We start from the raw sequence: 18,169 nt of genomic DNA, 5'->3' as shown, positions 1-18,169 counted from the left end.
CCGGAGAAGCCGAGGCCTCGGCCGGAGCCGCCGGGGCCGCCGGGGCCGCCTTCAGCGACTTCGCACCCGCAGCCGGAGCCGCAGCAGCCGAAGCCTCAGCCGGGGCCGTGGCGGTGGAGGAGTCCCACATCACCGGCGTCGGCGCCTCGAACACCGTGCCGCCGCCCGACGGATCCACCGCCTTCAGTGAACCGTCCGCCTCCTGCCGCACCGTCAGACCACCGGTGTTCAACCCGAGCCGCAACGCGTCGAGCTCCGGGTTCTTCGCGGCCTCCGCCGTGTGCACCACGAACACCTGCGTGAAACCGGTCGCGGTGGCCGTCAACCGCAGGTCCACATCGGGAAGGACCGACCGGTACTCGGCGACCGACCCGTCGACCACCGGCTTCGGCAACGCCTTCGGCCACGACAGCTTCAGCTCCTTGCCGGCCTGCGTCATCCGCACCAGCGGCTGATCACCGCCGCCCGAGAACTCCAGATCCGCCGTCGAACCCCTCGGCGCCAACGCACCGCTCTTCAACACCTGCAACGCCGGGTCGAGATCCACCCAACGACCCGCCTTGCGCGTCCGCTTCGGCTGCACATACGTCGTCGACAACAACCGACCGTCCGGCTGCGCCACCACATCGGAGCTCTCACCCCGCAGCGCCTCGACCTCCACCGGCTTCCCGGTCCGCCGCGCCTCCGCGACCGCCAGCGTCTCCGCCGTCTCGGCGGGCTCGGCCGACGCCGGATTCTGCGTCGGCGCACTCTCGGCGGCCACCGCCAGAGGCATGTCCGGTATCCCGAACGCCCCCACCGTGATTCCCAGAGCGAGAGCGGCTGCGGTCAACCCGCGCACTCGCCCTCTCTGCCCGGATCTTTCCTGCACGTCACATCCCACGAGTCAAAATGATCATCACACGTGATTCGTGATCATTAAGGAAATCCCAACACGTTGTCAACACCCGTTTCCGCCAACGGAAATGACAGGCAAAGACATAAGGGATCAATCGCGCCTTTCGGCAGGCAAAACGCCCCATAACGCCACATCAAGCAAGGTTCGACCGGCAGGAGATCGCTGACACCCCGCCCTGGATCCTTCTCTGACGAACCATCACGTCAGGCAAATTGAAATGGCCGATGAAGACAGCCATCCCCACCGCCGACACGAATATTTGACAGCGGCCACGACTTGCGCGAGCCCACCATTCCAAGCCAATGATCCATCTTCTTCCACGACTTGATGCCACGTCATGTTCACCAACCGAACACATGCCCACACCTGGGAGCACGGTAGGGATCTGAATCCATGTGTCCAGAATTGACCAACTCCGCACCAAGCAACCCGGTTTGCGAGAGTGTGAGCGCGCAACGCCCACTCCGAGCCACGAACTACCGGAACGCGAGGGCGAGTTCTCCCACCGTCGACGGCAGTGGAGTGGTGACACCGACCCACGGGCCGTCGCGGAAGTGCAGGCTGGGCCGGCCACGCTGCGTGACGTCTTCGCGTCGCGGTGGGCGGCGGTGATGTCGTTTGCGCGGGAGTTCGAACTGAAGGGCGCGCTGTTCGGTGAGCTGCCGGAGTCCGGCGCGACCGGCGGGCAGCAGGAGCCGGTGATCGCCGAGGGCGAGCAGAGCGCGGCGATTCGCACCATCCGCCTGAAGGCGGACGACGAGGCGGACGACGAGGCGGCCGGTGGTGGTGAGCCAGTCGCCAACCACGCCGCGCCGAACGGAATCCGGCACGGCGTCCATCATTCGGTCCTCGACGGCGCCGATCGCCGCCACCACCGGCTCGACCGCCTCGCACGCGCGCCGCAGCAGAGTGAACGACCTGACCGGCTCCTCTTCGAGCCCGCCGGACTGACGTGGCATCAGCATCGGATTCGGGCAGACGCGGGATGCCGAGTGCCGGGTGCCGAGCGCCGGATGCCGGGTCCCGCCAACACAGGGACAGCGGCCGCGCAGTTCCTCGCCGACGGCGAGGAACTGCGCGGCGAACCGGCGGTCCCGGTGGAGCACGGGCGCTCCACCTGAAGGTGACGGGCGGCCCGGCCGAAGGCCTCCTCGGGGCGGCGGCGGCGCTCCTCCGGGCCGAGCTCGGGCGGCCGGTCGGGCTGGGCGATACCGGCGCACTGTCGCAGACCGATGCTGAGGGCCGGGGTTTCCGCCGTCCCGGTGGTAAGCCTCGTCGGCGCGGATCGCTGCGCAGCCACTCGGCCCGTTCGGCACTGGCGTGGTCGAACCGGCGCGGCGCGTCCGGGTCGACCACGAACTCCCCCGCCGTGTCGGCGCACCTCTTCCCCGTTGCCAGGGCCCGCGCCACGGCACGAGGGCATGATCGACGCCATGAGTAGGCTATGACATGGCAAAGAGGCCAACACGGCGCGCCACTCTCAAGAGCTAATCCGCTGCGCGCTATTGACGCTCAGTCGGCCGCCAGCCGCCCCCGCGCCCACGGATCGACGCAGCGCGCCGCCGCCTCTCGACGGACCGTCAGGAATCGCTCCGCGAGCGGCCCGCCCATGGGGTCCGCCCACCGCCACGCGCCGACCGCGCAGGCCTGCCGCAGCGGGTCGCCGTGCTCGACCGCCGCCACCAGCTCCTCCTGGAGCCGCCGGCGGCCGCCCGCGGTCAGCAGCACCTGCGCCAGCCAGCGCGGCGAGGACGGGTCGTCGTCCGCGAGCAGCGCCGCGAGCACCTGCGGGTAGCAGCCGTGCGCGGCCGCGCGGTCCTCGGTCAGCCGCCGGTACGCGGCCTGCCGCTTGTGGCCGATCCGGTGGTACTGCGGGTAGTCCGGGAGGTGTTCGGCGAGGCGGTCCACCCGGTCGTCCTGCGGGATCTCGACCGTCTCGCCGAGGGTCTCAAGCAGGGCGTCCAGGGCCGCTTCCTGCGCGTCCAGCCGTGCGGGCTGTTCCATCGACCGTCTCCTCACCCCCCGGCCAATACTTGCAGGCGCGGGAATTTGCACATCTCGACTAGGCTTGTACGAAGTGAAACCATCCTGAAGGGAGTGCGGACGATGACCCGCTCGGACTCTGGCCTGGCGCCCGGCTGGTGCGCCCTGACCTCACTGCACGGCCGGATCGAGGCCCACATCGAACGCGCCCTGCAGGCCGAACACGAGCTCAGCGTCCGCGAGTTCTCCGTCCTGGACGTCCTGAGCGCACAGCACGACGGTGACGGCGGCCACTTCCGGATGAACCGGCTCGCCGACGCGGTCGTGCTCAGCCAGAGCGCCACCACCCGCCTGGTCACCCGGCTGGAGGACCGCGGTCTGCTCGCCCGGTACCTGTGCCCCACCGACCGGCGCGGCATCTACACCGACGTCACCCCGGCCGGTCTGGAACTGCTCGCCCGGGCCCGTCCCACCCATGACCGGGCCCTCGCCGAGGCCCTCGCCACCGCCGAACAGCGCCCGGAGCTGGCCCCGCTGGCCGCCGCGGTGCGCGCGATGGCGCAGGCGCCGGCAGCGGTGGGCTGACACCGGACCGCATGCGAACGGGGCCCGCAGGAGACGTCCTCCTGCGGGCCCCGTTCGCATGCTCAGTCGGCCTTGCGGCGCTGCCGCCCGGTGCCGTAGTTGGAGCCACTCTTCGTCCCGGAGCCGGGCTTCGCGCGGCCCGACGCCTTCCCGATGAACCCGGCCGCCATCTGCGAACTCCCGCCACCGGGGCGCTGCTTGGGGCGGGGGCGGCGCGGGTTGCCGCTCATGTCGACGTCCTTGGGCAGACCGCCGCCGGCCCGCTTCGCCGGGCGGCGGCGCGCCTCGCCCTCCGCCGCCGGCTTCGCGCCGCCGCGACCGCGACCGCCACGGCCCCCCGCAGCGGGCTCCGCGACGACCGCGGCCGCAGCCGCGACCGCCGCCGGAACCGGAAGCATGACGGCCACACCGGACGGCGTCCGCGCGCCGGTGATCCGCTTCAGTTCGCCGTCCTCGGGGCGGACCTTGGTGATGGTGGGCCGGATGCCGGCGATGCTCATCAGGCGGTTGACCTCGCGGCGCTGCTCGGGCAGCACCAGCGTGACCACGGTGCCGGACTCGCCGGCCCGGGCGGTGCGGCCGCCGCGGTGCAGGTAGTCCTTGTGGTCGATCGGCGGGTCGACGTTGACGACCAGGTCGAGGCCGTCGATGTGGATGCCGCGGGCGGCGACGTTGGTGGCGATCAGCGCGGTGACCTGGCCGTCGCGGAACTGGTCGAGGACCCGGTTGCGCTGCGGCTGCGACTTGCCGCCGTGCAGCGCGGCGGCGACCACGCCATGGGCGCGCAGCTGCTTGGCGAGCCGGTCCGCGCCGTGCTTGGTGTGCACGAACATGATCACGCGGCCCTCGCGGGCGGCGATCCGGGCGGTGGTCTCGGCCTTGTCGGCGGGGTCGAGCTGGAGCAGGTGGTGGTCCATGGTGGTGACCGCACCGGCCGACGGGTCCACCGAATGGGTGACCGGGTCGGTGAGGAAACGGTTGACCAGGCGGTCCACGTTGCGGTCCAGGGTGGCGGAGAACAGCATCCGCTGCCCGCCCTCGGCGACCTGCTCCAGCAGCTTGACGACCTGCGGCAGGAAGCCCATGTCGGCCATCTGGTCGGCCTCGTCGAGGACGGTGATCGCCACGTCGTCCAGGCGCACGTCGCCGCGCTGGATCAGGTCGTCGAGCCGACCGGGGGTGGCCACCAGCACCTCGGTGCCGCGGCGGACCTGGTTGGCCTGGCGGGTGATCGACATGCCGCCGACCACCGTGGTGATCCGCAGGCCGAGCACCCCGGCGTAGGGGGCGAGCGCCTCGGTGACCTGCTGGGCGAGTTCACGGGTGGGGACCAGCACCAGGGCCAGCGGGTGGCGGGCGGCGGCCCGCTTCCCGGCGGTGCGGACCAGCAGCGGCAGGCCGAACGCCAGGGTCTTGCCGGAGCCGGTGCGGCCGCGGCCGAGGACGTCGCGTCCGGCCAGCGCGTCCGGCAGGGTGGCGGCCTGGATCGGGAACGGCTCGGTCACGCCCTGCGCGGCCAGCTGCTTCAACAGCCCGGAGGGCAGCTCCAGCTCGGCGAAGCTCGCGGCCGGCGGACGGGACGGGGTGCCCTGCACGGGCGTGAAGTCTTCGGCGGGCGCGGCCGCCGGCGCGGTGCCGCGACGCGAACGGCCCGGACGGTCGGCACGGGTCTGCTCGCCACCGCGGGGCCCGCCGGTGCGGCCCTCACCGCGGGAGGCGCCGGTACGCGGCCTCCCACTGCGGGTGCGCGGCTTGTCCCCGCGCGGAGCGGACTGCGGGGCGGACTGCGGACGGGACTGCTCGGGCATGCGTGTTCCTCTTTCTGAGGCCGTCGGCCGGCGCGCGGGAGGCGCGGCGGCGGGATGGTCGGCCGTCAGGGAGGGAGGGGCCGCCCCGGCCGTCGGGCGGCATGACGAGGGCCCGTACCTGTGGAGGTACGGGCCCTCGCCTGCAACATATGAGTCGGCGCTAGGCCAGGACTCAGATGGCGCGGATGTTCTCCGCCTGCGGGCCCTTCTGGCCCTGGGTGACGTCGAACTCGACCTTCTGGCCCTCGAGGAGCTCACGGAAGCCCTGGGACTGGATGTTCGAGTAGTGAGCGAAGACGTCAGCGCCGCCGCCGTCCTGCTCGATGAAGCCGTAGCCCTTTTCGCTGTTGAACCACTTCACGGTGCCGGTAGCCATAACCGTCTCCACTTTCACTGGGGCATTGGGACACACACCTCGTGCGCCCCACGTAGCCGCGATCCCCATCCGGAGACTAAACACCGGACAAAACAAATGCGCCTGTGGTTGGAACCAGCAGGCGCACACACACGTTCATGGGAACCAATACTGCAACTGCTTCGACAATAGCACGGCCACCCCCGTCAACGGCGGCAAAAGTTCCGCTGGTCACACCGTGTTTCGCCGCGACGCCGGAGGGGCATGCGGTCCGGTTGGACCGCATGCCCCTTCACTCAGTGCTACCCGGCCCTACCCGTGCGTGGCTGCTCAGGCCATGCCGACGGGCTGCGGCTCGCGCTCGTCGACGGTGTCGGAGCCGTGGTCGGGCATCGCGCCGTGGCCGGGCCACCAGGCCTTCTTGCCGAGCAGCGCGGTGATCGCCGGGGTGAAGAACATCGCCATCACGAAGGCCGCCAGCACGATGCCGATGGCCAGCGCGAAGCCCAGCTCGGCGAAGAGCACGTTGCCCGCCAGCATGAAGGTCGCGAAGGACGCCGCCAGGATGAAGCCGGCCGCGGCGACGGTCGGACCGGCGTGCCGGATCGCCTCCTTGGCCGCCTCGCGGGGGTTGCGGCCCTCGCGGGCCTCCTCGCGGAGCCGGGCGATGATCAGGATGTTGTAGTCGGTGCCGATCGCCACCACGAACAGGTAGATGAAGATCGGCAGCATGAACATCAGACCGGGCTCGGTGCCGATCTTGAGGAAGGCCACCGTGGTGGCGCCCAGCGTCGCCGCGAAGCCGAGGCCGACCGAGGCCATCAGGTACCAGGGCGCGACCACGCTGCGCAGCTGGAGGCCCAGGATCAGCAGGATCAGCACGCCCGCCACCGGGAAAACCAGCTTGTAGTCGTGCGCCATCGCCAGCTTGATGTCCTTGTAGATCGACGAGGTTCCGCCGACCAGCGCCTCGCTGCCGGCCGGGGCGGCCGGGTGGGCGGTGGAGCGCAGCTTGGTGATGGTGTCGATCGCGGCATTGCTGGCCGCGGAGTCCTTGAGCACCACGACGAAGTCGGCGGTGGTGCCGTCCTCGCTGATCTTGTGCTCGGGCTGGACGGAGGCGACACCGGGGACCTGGCCGAGCTTGGCGCCGAAGCCGTCCAGGGTGGCCGGGTCGAGCTTGCCGCCGGCCTTGGTGGAGGTGGTCAGGAAGACGTGGGTGGGGTCGGCCGCACCTTCGCCGCCGTTCTTGCTGAGGGTGTCCAGGACGAGCATGGACTCCTTGTCCTTCGGCATCATGCTCTTCGCCATGTCGAAGGTGCCCGTGTAGCCGAGGCCGGCCAGCGAGAGGACCACCAGCAGGCCGCCGGAGACCAGCGCGATCAGGCCGGGGCGGTGGCCGACGACCTTGCCGAGCTTGTGGAAGCGGGCGCCCTGCGGCTCCTCCATCCACTTGCGGCCGGGCCAGAAGGTGGCCTTGGCCGGGATGACGGAGAGCAGCGCGGGGGTCAGGGTGAGCGAGGCCAGCGCGGTGACGATCACCGAGATCGCCAGCGCCGGGCCGAGCGAGGTGAACATGCCGAGCTCGGAGAGGAGCAGCACCGCGAAGGCGACGGTGACCGCGCCGGCCGCGGAGGCGATCGCCTCGCCGACCCGGCCGACGCCGTTGGCCACGGCGGCCTTGCGGTCGTCGCCGGCCCGCAGGCGCTCGCGGTAGCGGAACATCAGGAACAGGAAGTAGTCGGTGCCGACGCCGAGGATCACCACGATGTCGATGGCCGAGGCCATCTGCGAGGACTTCAGGTCGAACAGCTTGGTGACGAAGGCGATCAGACCGCTGGCCGCGACCATCGGGAACACCGACAGCAGCACCGGCAGCCAGCCGACCAGGATGCCGCGGAAGATGACGCCGACGATGACCACGATCAGCACGATGGTGGCGAGCATGGTGATCATGTCGGTGGCGCTGGAGGACTCCTTCTGGTCCTGCGCCATCGCGGCCTGGCCGCCGACCTGGAACTTCAGCGCGGTGCCCTTGGCGAGTTCCCTGCCCTCGTCCCGCAGGTCCTTGGCGGCCTTGGGGTAGTCGTCGGTCTGCATCTTGGTCTTGTCGATGGAGACCATGCCCATCGCGTAGTGACCGTCCTGCGAGATCGTCCGCCCCTCCGTCGGGGGGATGACCTGCTCGACCAGCGGGATGTGCTTGTCGGTCAGACCCTTGCTGATCTTGGCTATGTCGGCCTTGTCGGCGTCGGTCAGCGCACCGCCGTCCGTGCGCTCGAACATCAGGATCGCGCCGGGGGTGAACTCGGCCGGGAATTTGTCCTGCTGAACCACCGAAGCCCGGATGGACTCGTAGTGCTTCGGCAGGAAGTCCGCCTCGTTGGTCGAGGCGCTGATCTTCGGGGCGCCGGCGACCAGGGCGATGGAGCCGATCACCCAGGCGATGATCACCCACCACGCCCGCTTGACGACGAAGTGTCCAAGTCGGTGGAACATGCTCGAAATGCCTCCTGGGCACGGTTCGCCGCAGCCGGGAGATGGGACGCCGGGCAGCGGCTGGACCGGCGCGCGGAGCCCTCGTGCAGGCCCTAGCCGGTCGGCAGGTAAGTGATAGCGGGCATCCTACGGGACCTTGCTTGCCGCCCGGCAAGTGGGTTTCGTCTGTGCCCCCCAGGGGCGGCTGCGGAGCCTGCCCCTGACCTATCGTCACCCGGCGGGGGCCCTTCGCACCTCGTGCCCGGGGTGGAGATCGCTCCCCCTCAGGGTGGACGTCCGGCTGCCCTCCAGGAGGAGATCCCGACCCCGGGGGTGGGGATAACCCCCTAATACCCCCTGGGGGAAGACCCAGGAAAAAGTCGGTGACTAGCTGGATGGTTCGTCAGATCCCCAGCTCATAGCGTCTGTTGTGTCGCCGGAAGCAGCCCGGCGGCCCACCGACCGGGGCGGCCCGCACCCGCCCGACACCCCTGGGGGAACACCTACCGTGAAGCATGGACTCGCCGCCACGATGGGCGCCTGGAGCGCTCGCCACAGAAAGACCGCGGTCTTCGGGTGGCTGCTCTTCGTCGTGCTCGCCGCCTACCTCGGCGGCGCGCACGGCTCCACAAAGATCGTCAACTCCCAGCAGATGCCGGGCCAGGTCGCACAGGCCGCCAGGATTCTGGACGACGCGGGCATCAAGTCCCCGGCCGGCGAGACCGTCCTGGTGCAGAGCCGCACGCTGACGGCCGACGACCCCGCGTTCAAGGCCGTCGTCGACCAGGTCGCCACCGCCGTCCGGGCCACCGACAGGACCGACGAGCTGCACAGCCCGTACGAGACGGGCGCGGTCTCCACCGACAAGCACTCGGCGCTGATCCAGTTCACGGTGAAGGGCGAGGACAGCACGGAGGCCGTCACCAACGTGTCCCCGGTGCTGGACGCGGTGGCGGGCGTGCAGAAGCAGCACCCCGAGCTGATCGTCGAGGAGCTCGGCGACGCCAGCTCCAACAAGTGGTTCAACGAGCAGTTCTCCAACGACTTCGCCCGCGCCGAGTGGACGGCCGTGCCGCTCGCCCTCGGCATCCTGCTGATCGCCTTCGGCGCCGTGGTGGCCGCGGTCCTCCCGGTGGTGCTGGCGCTCACCGCGTTCGTCGCCGCCTCCGGCCTGGTCGCCCTCTCCTCGGGGATGCTGCACACCAGCAACGACGCCTCCTCGGTGATGCTGCTGGTCGGCCTCGCCGTCGGCGTCGACTACTGCCTGTTCTACCTGCGCCGCGAGCGCGAGGAGCGCGCCGCCGGGCACGACGCCGAGACCGCGCTGCGGATCGCCGCCGCCACCAGCGGCCGCGCCGTACTGGTCTCCGGCATCACCGTCGTGGTCGCCATGGCCGGCCTGTTCCTCACCGGCATCGCCACCTTCAAGGCGATGTCCTTCGCCACCATCCTGGTCGTGATCACCGCCGTGCTCGGTTCGCTGACGGTGCTCCCCGCCCTGCTCTCGATGCTCGGAGACCGGGTGGAGAAGGGCAGGGTCCCGTTCCTGCACCGCCTGCGCCGCGACGCCAACGAGGGCAGCCGGTTCTGGAACGCGGTGCTCACCCCGGTCCTGCGCCACCCGCTGGCCGCCGCCGGCCTGGCCACCGCCGCCCTGCTGGCGATCGCCGCGCCGATGCTCACCATGCACACCGCCAAGTTGACGTTCGATCAGCAGCTGCCCAAGGACAACTCCCTGGTCGCCGTCTCGCATCGGATCCAGGACGCCTTCCCCGGCAGCCCCTCCCCCGCCACCGTGGTGGTCAGGGCGAAGGACATCTCCTCCCCGGAGATGACGCAGGCCCTCGCCGACCTGCAGGCCAACGCCCTCGCCACCGGCAGGATGCACGGCCCCACCGCCCTCACGGTGCACGCCGCACAGAACGTCGCCACCGTCGACATCCCGCTCTACGGCAGCGGCAACGACTCCACCTCCGCCGAGGCGCTGAAGGTCCTGCGCGAGCAGGTCGTGCCCGCCACGGTCGGGAAGGTCGCCGGCGCCCAGGCCCCGGTCACGGGCGAAACCGCCGCCTCGGTCGACTTCAACAAGCAGATGTCGGGCTCGATGCTCCCGGTCTTCGGCTTCGTGGTCGCCTTCGCCTTCCTGCTGATGCTCTGCTCGTTCCGATCGCTGTCCATAGCCGTCACCGCCGTGGTGCTCAACCTGCTGTCGGTCGGCGCCGCCTACGGCGTGCTGACGGTGGTCTTCCAGCACGGCGTCGGCGCCTCGCTGGTCGGCACCGAGGGCGTCGGCGCGGTGGAGAGCTGGATCCCGCTGTTCCTGTTCGTGATCCTGTTCGGCCTGTCGATGGACTACCACGTCTTCGTGGTCTCCCGGATCAAGGAGGCGTACGACCGGGGCCTGCCCACCCGCGCGGCCGTCGCCCACGGCATCCGCACCACCGCCGGCGTGGTCACCAGCGCCGCCATCATCATGGTCGGGGTGTTCTCGGTCTTCGGGACGCTGTCCATGCAGGTGATGAAGCAGATGGGCATCGGCCTGGCGGTCGCCGTCCTGATCGACGCCACGGTGATCCGCGCCGTCCTGCTCCCCGCCCTCATGTCCCTGCTCGGCGACAAGAACTGGTACCTGCCGCGCTGGCTGCACTGGCTGCCCCGGATCGAGGGCGAGGCGCCCGCCCCCGCCCCGGCCGGCGCCGGCGCCCACCGCGGCCGCGACGAGCACGAGCTGACCAGCTGACGCCACCCCCTCCCTCCTGGGACGCCCCCGGTTCGCCGACAATGAGCAGGTGATCTTCGACGAATCGGGGGCCCAGGCCCTCCTGCAGCAGGCGTGCGCCCCGGCCGGCATCGACCCGGCCGGGGCCACGCTCATTTCGCTCGGCCAGAACGCCGTCTTCGACCTCCCGGAGCTCGGCCTGGTCGCCAAGGTCGGCCGCGCCCCCGGCTCGGCCGACCGCGCCGCCCGCGAACTCGCGCTGGCCGGCTGGCTGGACGGCGCGGGCGTGCCGGTGGTCCGCCCGGCCGACCCGGTCGTGCACCTGGCCCAGCAGCATCCCGTCACGCTGTGGCACCGGCTGGAGCCCGCCGTCCGCCCGGCCCGGCCCGCGGACCTCGCCCCGCTGCTGCGCGCCCTGCACGCCCTGCCCGCGGAGCCCGCCCCGCCGGTGCCGCTCGGCCGCCGCGACCTGCTGGCCCCGGTGGACAGCTGGCTGGCGACCGCGGAGGGTCACATCGACCCGGCGGACGCCGCCTTCCTCCGTGACCGGAAAGAGACCTTTGTCACCGCCATTTCCGAATTGACCCCTTACCTCCCGGCCGGCCCGATCCACGGCGACGCGCTGCCGCGCAACGTCCACATCACCCCCGCCGGCCCGGTGCTGCTCGACCTGGAGTACATGGCCTCCGACCTGCGCGAGCACGACCTTGTGGTGCTGGCGCTCAGTCAGGACCGGTACGGCGTACCGGCCGAGGAGGTCGCGGCGTTCAACGCGGCCTACGGCTGGGACGTCCGGGAGTGGCCGGGCTTCACGGTGCTGCGCGGCGCGCGGGAGACCGCGAGCGCCGCCTGGGTGGCGCAGCAGACGGCCGGAAACCCGTCCGCCCGGGCCGAGTTCCGTCGCCGTGTCGACTCGCTGCGTGACGGCGAGGCGGCAGTACGCTGGTTCGCGTTCTGACCGCTTCCGTTCGGTGCCCGCCCTGTGGCGCAGCGCACATCCGGACGGAACCACCTCGTTCGTGCCTGGCGTCGTATCCGACCAGACGCCCCGCCGCACAGGCGGCCGCGGTGCGACGTCAGGAGTCGTTCCATGGTGAAGTCCCGCATAACCGCCCGTCGTCGTCCTCTTCTTCTCGGTGTCTCCGCCGCGCTGCTCGCCCCGGCCGTGCTGGCGGCGTGCGGTGCGCACGGCACCCCGCTGGCGGCGGGGGGCGCCGCGCAGCACTCGGCGTCGCCGAGCGCGAGCACGAGCACGGCGCCGAGCGGGAGCGGGAGCTCCTCGGCGGCGGCCCGGCCGACCCCGGGCGGGGTCTCCCCGTCCCCGTTCGCCTCCCCGGACCGGACCGCCCCGGCCGCTGCCGGGTCGGCCGGCCCGACCGGCGCTGCCGCCACGACGCCGCCCGCCGCCCCGGCCACCACCCCGCCTGCGGGAGCCGGCGCCGCCCCGAAGCCGGCCGACGGGCACCAGACCCCCGCCCCGGCCACCCACGTGCTGGCGCACACCGCCTCGGGCGGCAGGACCGTGGCGCTGACCTTCGACGACGGCCCGGGCCCGGCCACCGGCCAGGTGCTGGACCTGCTGGCGCAGTACGACGCGAAGGCGACGTTCTGCGAGATCGGCAACAACGCGAAGGCCCACCCGGCGGCCGTCAAGCGGATCCTCGCCGAGGGCCACCGCCTGTGCGACCACACCGTCGACCACCCGCAGCCGATGCACACCCAGTCGCACGAGCGGCAGGTGGCGGAGATCGCCGACGCCAAGGCGCAGATCGTCGACGCCGCCGGAGGCGACGCGCAGATCACCTGGTGGCGCGCCCCGGGCGGCGACTTCACCGCCGAGAACGAGCAGATCGGCGCCGACCAGGGCATGAAGTCCCTGGGCTGGTCGGTCGACCCGCGCGACTGGTCCCGCCCGGGCGTGCAGTCGATCGTCCACACCGTGCAGCAGAACCTCCGCCCGGGCGGCGTGGTACTGATGCACGACGGCGGCGGCGACCGCACCCAGACCGTGGCGGCCCTCAAGCAGCTCCTGCCGTGGCTGGTGGCCCAGGGCTACACTTTCGACTTCCCGCAGTCCTGACCGGCCACCCTGCCGAGGCGTCCTGACGGCCCGTCGGGACGCCTCGTCGCGCTGCCGACCACGGTCGACGACCGCCGTCCGCTGCTCAACGGCGTGCTGCCGGACGCGGACGGCGTCCTGCGGGCCCGCTGGCGCACCGGCTGGTCGCCGTGCGACGAGAGCTGGATGTTCCTGAAGTCCCTGCGCCCCGGTCAGGCCGTCACCGGCACTGTCACCGGGATCGCCGACACCGTCGTGTTCGTGGACGTCGACGGCTTCACCGCGCGGGTCCGCCGACCCGAGCTGTCCTGGCGGTCGTTCGCCTCCGCGTCCGACCTGGCCCCGGTGGGTGGGCAGGTCACGGCCGCTGTGCTCGGCGTCAACCTGGTGCGCGAGGAACTGCAACTGTCGCTGCGGGCGCTGCGGGACAACCGCTGGAGGAACTGTCCACCCACGTCGGCGAGTCGGTCGGCGGCGTGGTGACGAGGGTGCTTCCGTTCGGCCTGCTCGTCCGGATCGAGGACCGGGCCGATGGCCTCCAGGGGCTGGTGCCCGCCGCCGAGTCGACCGGCGGGGCCGTTCGGGTCGGCGACGGCCTGACCGTGCGGATCCTCGAAGTCGACCTGGCCCGGCAGCGGTTCGTGCTCTCCTGCCGCTGATCGTCGGCCGCCGCCCTCAGGAGGCCGCCTTGAGCGGCCAGCGCGGGTCGACGGTGGCGGCCGGGTCCTTGCGGCGCAGCCAGGCCTGGAGGTCGGTGGCCCAGGTGCGGTACCAGTCGATCTGGCGGCGGTGGAGTTCGTCGAGCGGCAGGTCGCCGGCCTGGTCGGGGTAGCGGTGGCCGAGGGCGACGGCGACGCGGACGGCGGCGAGGGCGTCGCTGCCGGCTTCGTGGGCGTCGTGGAGTTCGACGCCGTAGACCTCGCAGACCCGCTGGAGGGTACGGGAGCCCTTGCGGTACTTGTCGAGGGCGCGGTCGACGACCATGGCGTCGACCACGGGGGTGACCGGCCCGCCGAGGCGGTCGGCGAGGGTGGGGCGGCCGTGGCGGCGCAGTTCGGCGTCGAGCAGCGACAGGTCGTAGGGGGCGTTGAAGGCGACCACGGGCCGGCCGGCGGCGAGCCGCTGGTGCAGGGCGTGGGCGATCTCCTCGACGGCTTCGGCGGCGGGCCGGCCGTGGGTGCGGGCCTCGGTGTCGGTGATGCCGTGGATGGCGGTGGCCTCGGCGGGTATCGGGACGCCGGGGTCGAGCAGCCAGTTGGTGACGCCTTCGACGCGGCCGCCGAGGGTGTCGACCACGGCGGCGGTGACGATCCGGGACTCCTCCGGGTCGGTGCCGGTGGTCTCCAGGTCGAAACCGGTGAGCGGCCCCTTCCACCAGGTCATGGGCTGTGTCCTTCCGTCAGCACTGCCAAGACGCGGACCATCATCGCCTGCCGCTGTGACAGCGCCGACGGCGCGTCCGCTCCGGCGGGGGCGATCCGGCCGGTCAGGAGACCGCGCGGGAGTCTCCCCAGAGGTCTTCGAACTCCTCCCGGTAGACCTCCAGCAGTCCGGGTTCGGTGCCGCCGGCCTCCTGGCCGGCGCCGCCGCGGAGGACCAGGGCGGGCGATTCGATACCGCGGGCCTTGCGCAGGTAGGGCTGGACGACGCCGATGTCGGTGGAGCGCCGGCGGCCGCCCGTGCCGGCGGTGCGCGGGCCCTCGACCAGGTAGGCGGTGAACCGGGGCAGTTCGTCGAACACCCGGATCTCGAACGAGCCGGGGTCGCGCAGCCGGGCCCGGACCCGGCGCACGTGCATGATGTTCATCTCCACCGTGCGGCCCAACTCGCCGCGCCCGATGCCGAGTTCACGTTCGCGGCGGCGGACGGCGCTGCTCGCCGGGTTGAGGAACAGCAGCCGGACCCGGCAGCCGTCGGTGGCCAGCCGCACCAGGCGCTTGCCGGTGTAGTTCTGGCAGAGCATGCCGAGGCCGATGCCGACCGCGTCGAGCCGCCGGGCGCCGTCGAGCAGGTCCTCGACCGGCAGGTCGCGCTGGAGCCGGACCCGGTCGGGGTGGACGGCAACCACGTCGGCGTAGCGGCCGGCGACGAGTTCCTCGACCACGTCGGCGGGCACGCCGCCGTGGGCGCCGTCGAGCAGGGCGAGCAGCCGGGCGGCGGCGCGTTCGGTCTGGTCGAGGACGGTCTGGGTGAGGGCCCGGTTGCGGGAGACGACGTGCCGGGCGACCTCGAGTTCGTCGAGGGCGAGTTCGATCTCGCGGCGGTCCACCAGGTGGGGTTCGAAGCACGGCCAGTGCTGCACCATGAGTTCGCGCAGCTGCGGCAGGGTGAGGAAGACCAGCGGGTCGTCGTCGACGGGGTCGAGCAGGTAGCCCTTGCGGCGGGAGACCTCGCGGACGGCGGCGGCCCGGTGCACCCACTCCTCGCCGACCGGCCCGGCGGCGGCGGTGACCCACTCCTCGCCGTGGGCGGGCGCGTAGACGGGGCGCAGCACCTCGTGGACCAGGGCGCGCATCCGCTGTTCGACCAGGTTGAGCCAGACGTAGGCGCGGCCGGCCAGCCGGACCCTGCGGTAGGCGTCGTCCCACTGCTCGGCGGCCCAGGCGGGCGGCATGCCCTCGACGGGGCCGCCCTGCGGGGGCAGCGGTCCGCGTCCGGCTCCGGTGCGGACGACCAGCGTCGGGGCCTCGCTGCCGCCGGCCCGCGGGTCGGGTCCGTCGCCGTCGGCGGGGAACGCCATCCGCCACCTCACCTCTCGCCCGCCGCCCACCGGCTGACGGCCTGTCCGCTGACTCGGTCCACCATGACGGCCTCTGGTCCTCGGCCGCACGGGCCCGGGGTTCTCGCGGTCCGGACGATCAAGGGTATCGCCCCCGGTGGCCGCGACACAGCCCTCTTGACAGCACGCGCCCCGGCAGCCGACGGACCGTCACGCCCCGGCCACGGCGGGCTGTCCGGCCCGGAAGCTGGGACACCCGTTCGGGCGAACAACGGGCGAATGGCCACGGATGGGCGCGGAGTCGGGGCGTCCGGCGAGGAGGATGCGAAGGTGCCGTGTGCCACTCCCGTGACGCACGCACCTGTTCGGGCGCTCCACCGGGTGACCACCCGCGGGGGCGCCGATTTGGCGTCTGGCACGGGGAAGTCGAGGACACATGCAGGTCTGGCCGGGGCAGCCCTACCCGCTCGGCGCCACCTATGACGGCGCGGGCACCAACTTCGCGGTGTTCTCCGAGAGCGCGGACCGGATCGAGCTCTGCCTGATCGCCGAGGACGGCTCGGAGACGGCGGTCGAACTGCGCGAGACCGACGCCTTCGTCCGGCACGCGTACCTGCCGGGCGTCCAGCCGGGCCAGCGCTACGGCTTCCGGGTGCACGGCCCGTTCCAGCCGGGGCTGGGCCTGCGGCACAACGGGTCGAAGCTGCTGCTGGACCCGTACGCGAAGGCGATGAGCGGCCACATCGACTGGGACGAGTCGGTGTACGGCTACCACTTCGGCGCGCCGGAGCGCCGCAACGACCTGGATTCGGGGCCGCACACCATGCACTCGGTGGTGATCAACCCGTACTTCGACTGGGGCACCGACCGGCCGCCGCGCACCGACTACCACCGCACGGTGGTGTACGAGGCGCACGTGAAGGGCCTGACCAGGCTGCACCCGGGCATCCCGGAGGAGATCCGCGGCACGTACGCGGGCCTGGCGCACCCGGCGGTGATCGAGCACCTGGCGAAGCTGGGCGTCACCGCGATCGAGCTGATGCCGGTGCACCAGTTCGTCCGCGACCACCGGCTGCGCGACCTGGGGCTGTCCAACTACTGGGGCTACAACACGATCGGCTTCTTCGCCCCGCACTCCTCGTACTCCTCGACGGGCGACCGCGGGCACCAGGTGCAGGAGTTCAAGTCGATGGTGAAGGCGCTGCACGCGGCCGGCATCGAGGTGATCCTCGACGTGGTCTACAACCACACCGCGGAGGGCAGCCACCTCGGGCCGACGCTGTCCTTCCGGGGCCTGGACAACGCCTCGTACTACCGGCTGGCGAAGGACCAGCGGTTCTACGAGGACACCACCGGCACCGGCAACTCGCTGCTGATGCGTTCGCCGCACGTGCTCCAGATGATCATGGATTCGCTGCGCTACTGGGTCACCGAGATGCACGTCGACGGGTTCCGCTTCGACCTGGCGGCGACGCTGGCCCGGCAGTTCCACGAGGTGGACCGGCTGTCCTCGTTCTTCGACCTGGTCCAGCAGGACCCGGTGGTCTCGCAGGCCAAGCTGATCGCCGAGCCGTGGGACCTCGGCGAGGGCGGCTACCAGGTCGGCAACTTCCCGCCGCTGTGGACGGAGTGGAACGGCAAGTACCGCGACACCGTCCGCGACTTCTGGCGCGGCGAGAGCGCCACCCTGGCCGAGTTCGGCTCCCGGCTGACCGGCTCCTCCGACCTGTACCAGGACGACGGCCGCCGCCCGATCGCCTCGATCAACTTCGTCACCTGCCACGACGGCTTCACGCTGCGCGACCTGGTGTCGTTCAACGACAAGCACAACGAGGCCAACCGGGAGGACAACCAGGACGGCGAGTCCTTCAACCGCTCGTGGAACTGCGGCGCCGAGGGCGACACCACCGACCCGGGCGTGCTGGAGCTGCGCACCCGGCAGCAGCGCAACTTCATCGCCACCCTGATGCTCTCCCAGGGCGTGCCGATGCTCTCGCACGGCGACGAGCTGGGCCGCACCCAGCACGGCAACAACAACGCCTACTGCCAGGACTCCGAGCTGACCTGGGTGGCCTGGCCCAGCCGCGACGGCGAGCGGGCGGACATCCGGCTGCTGGAGTTCACCCAGGGCATGATCTGGCTGCGCCGCGACCACCCGGTGTTCCGCCGCCGCCGGTTCTTCCACGGCCGCCCGGTCTCCGGCACCCACGACGCGCTGACCGACATCGCCTGGTTCACCCCGGGCGGCGAGGAGATGACCGGGCAGGACTGGTCGACCTCGTACGCCAAGTCGCTGACGGTCTTCCTGAACGGCAACGCCATCTCCGAGCCGGACCGGCGCGGCGGCAAGATCGTCGACGATTCGTTCCTGCTGATGTTCAACGCCCACTCGGAGCCGATCGCCTTCACCGTCCCGGCCGGTCACGGCGAGGTCTGGCAGGTCGTCGTCGACACCTCGCTGCCCGCGCTCCCCGCCCCCGGCACCGGCCCGCGCGCCAAGGCCGGCGACACCCTGCAGCTGCTGGACCGCTCCCTGATGGTCCTTCAGCGACCGGCCTGACGACG

Annotated in this window: 14 protein-coding genes and 1 pseudogene; 8 read left to right on the top strand and 7 right to left on the bottom strand. The window is 71.7% G+C overall.

Annotated elements, in window-relative coordinates:
* Positions 1-763: pseudogene (locus ACIQF6_RS16980) on the bottom strand (LamG domain-containing protein); the annotation flags it as partial.
* A 530-nt stretch (positions 764-1,293) separates the two neighbouring features.
* On the opposite strand from ACIQF6_RS16980, the gene ACIQF6_RS16975 reads away from it, so the two are divergent.
* Positions 1,294-2,019, top strand: coding sequence for a hypothetical protein (locus tag ACIQF6_RS16975; protein ID WP_400895303.1), 726 nt, complete (start codon positions 1,294-1,296; stop codon positions 2,017-2,019).
* A gap of 391 nt (positions 2,020-2,410) precedes the next feature.
* Here ACIQF6_RS16975 and ACIQF6_RS16970 read toward each other — a convergent pair whose 3' ends face one another.
* Positions 2,411-2,902 carry a hypothetical protein gene (locus tag ACIQF6_RS16970; protein WP_400895300.1) on the bottom strand — a complete coding sequence of 164 codons (492 nt, stop codon included), beginning with the start codon at positions 2,900-2,902 and terminating at the stop codon, positions 2,411-2,413.
* A 102-nt stretch (positions 2,903-3,004) separates the two neighbouring features.
* On the opposite strand from ACIQF6_RS16970, the gene ACIQF6_RS16965 reads away from it, so the two are divergent.
* Positions 3,005-3,466, top strand: coding sequence for a MarR family winged helix-turn-helix transcriptional regulator (locus tag ACIQF6_RS16965; RefSeq protein ID WP_400895298.1), 462 nt, complete (start codon positions 3,005-3,007; stop codon positions 3,464-3,466).
* 62 nt (positions 3,467-3,528) lie between these two features.
* On the opposite strand, the gene ACIQF6_RS16960 is transcribed toward ACIQF6_RS16965, so the two are convergent.
* The 3 genes from ACIQF6_RS16960 to ACIQF6_RS16950 all read right to left on the bottom strand — a co-directional run bounded on the left by ACIQF6_RS16960 (position 3,529) and on the right by ACIQF6_RS16950 (position 8,128).
* Positions 3,529-5,274, bottom strand: coding sequence for a DEAD/DEAH box helicase (locus tag ACIQF6_RS16960; RefSeq protein ID WP_400895296.1), 1,746 nt, complete (start codon positions 5,272-5,274; stop codon positions 3,529-3,531).
* A 172-nt stretch (positions 5,275-5,446) separates the two neighbouring features.
* Complete coding sequence (locus ACIQF6_RS16955) at positions 5,447-5,650, bottom strand: cold-shock protein (RefSeq protein WP_400895294.1); 204 nt, start codon at positions 5,648-5,650, stop codon at positions 5,447-5,449.
* Positions 5,651-5,959: 309 nt separating this feature from the next.
* A complete protein-coding gene (locus tag ACIQF6_RS16950) occupies positions 5,960-8,128 on the bottom strand; it encodes an MMPL family transporter (protein WP_400895292.1) in 2,169 nt (722 codons plus the stop codon).
* Positions 8,129-8,639: 511 nt separating this feature from the next.
* On the opposite strand from ACIQF6_RS16950, the gene ACIQF6_RS16945 reads away from it, so the two are divergent.
* The 5 genes from ACIQF6_RS16945 (at position 8,640) to ACIQF6_RS16925 (ending at position 13,544) form a co-directional block, all read left to right on the top strand.
* Entirely contained in the window at positions 8,640-10,847 is a 2,208-nt protein-coding gene (locus ACIQF6_RS16945; protein WP_400895359.1) for an MMPL family transporter, read from the top strand.
* Positions 10,848-10,896: 49 nt separating this feature from the next.
* The gene (locus tag ACIQF6_RS16940; RefSeq protein ID WP_400895290.1) at positions 10,897-11,784 is read left to right on the top strand and encodes a phosphotransferase enzyme family protein; all 888 of its coding nucleotides are present in this window, start codon (positions 10,897-10,899) and stop codon (positions 11,782-11,784) included.
* 132 nt (positions 11,785-11,916) lie between these two features.
* Positions 11,917-12,906, top strand: a complete 990-nt coding sequence (locus ACIQF6_RS16935) for a polysaccharide deacetylase family protein (RefSeq protein WP_400895288.1) — start codon at positions 11,917-11,919, stop codon at positions 12,904-12,906.
* 93 nt (positions 12,907-12,999) lie between these two features.
* Entirely contained in the window at positions 13,000-13,368 is a 369-nt protein-coding gene (locus ACIQF6_RS16930; protein ID WP_400895286.1) for a S1 RNA-binding domain-containing protein, read from the top strand.
* A 5-nt stretch (positions 13,369-13,373) separates the two neighbouring features.
* Entirely contained in the window at positions 13,374-13,544 is a 171-nt protein-coding gene (locus ACIQF6_RS16925; RefSeq protein WP_400895284.1) for a S1 RNA-binding domain-containing protein, read from the top strand.
* 16 nt (positions 13,545-13,560) lie between these two features.
* On the opposite strand, the gene ACIQF6_RS16920 is transcribed toward ACIQF6_RS16925, so the two are convergent.
* Complete coding sequence (locus tag ACIQF6_RS16920) at positions 13,561-14,268, bottom strand: exonuclease domain-containing protein (protein WP_400895281.1); 708 nt, start codon at positions 14,266-14,268, stop codon at positions 13,561-13,563.
* A 103-nt stretch (positions 14,269-14,371) separates the two neighbouring features.
* A complete protein-coding gene (locus ACIQF6_RS16915; RefSeq protein ID WP_400895279.1) occupies positions 14,372-15,625 on the bottom strand; it encodes an SAV2148 family HEPN domain-containing protein in 1,254 nt (417 codons plus the stop codon).
* A 415-nt stretch (positions 15,626-16,040) separates the two neighbouring features.
* Here ACIQF6_RS16915 and glgX point away from each other — a divergent pair, with 415 nt between their 5' ends.
* Positions 16,041-18,164, top strand: a complete 2,124-nt coding sequence (gene glgX / locus ACIQF6_RS16910) for a glycogen debranching protein GlgX (protein ID WP_400895277.1) — start codon at positions 16,041-16,043, stop codon at positions 18,162-18,164.
* Positions 18,165-18,169 lie beyond the last annotated feature (5 nt).

The organism is Kitasatospora sp. NPDC092948 (assembly GCF_044754805.1).
Classification (GTDB): Bacteria; Actinomycetota; Actinomycetes; order Streptomycetales; family Streptomycetaceae; genus Kitasatospora.
The sequence above is the reverse complement of the archived record's forward strand: the minus strand, read 5'-3'. Positions and strand labels throughout refer to the sequence as shown.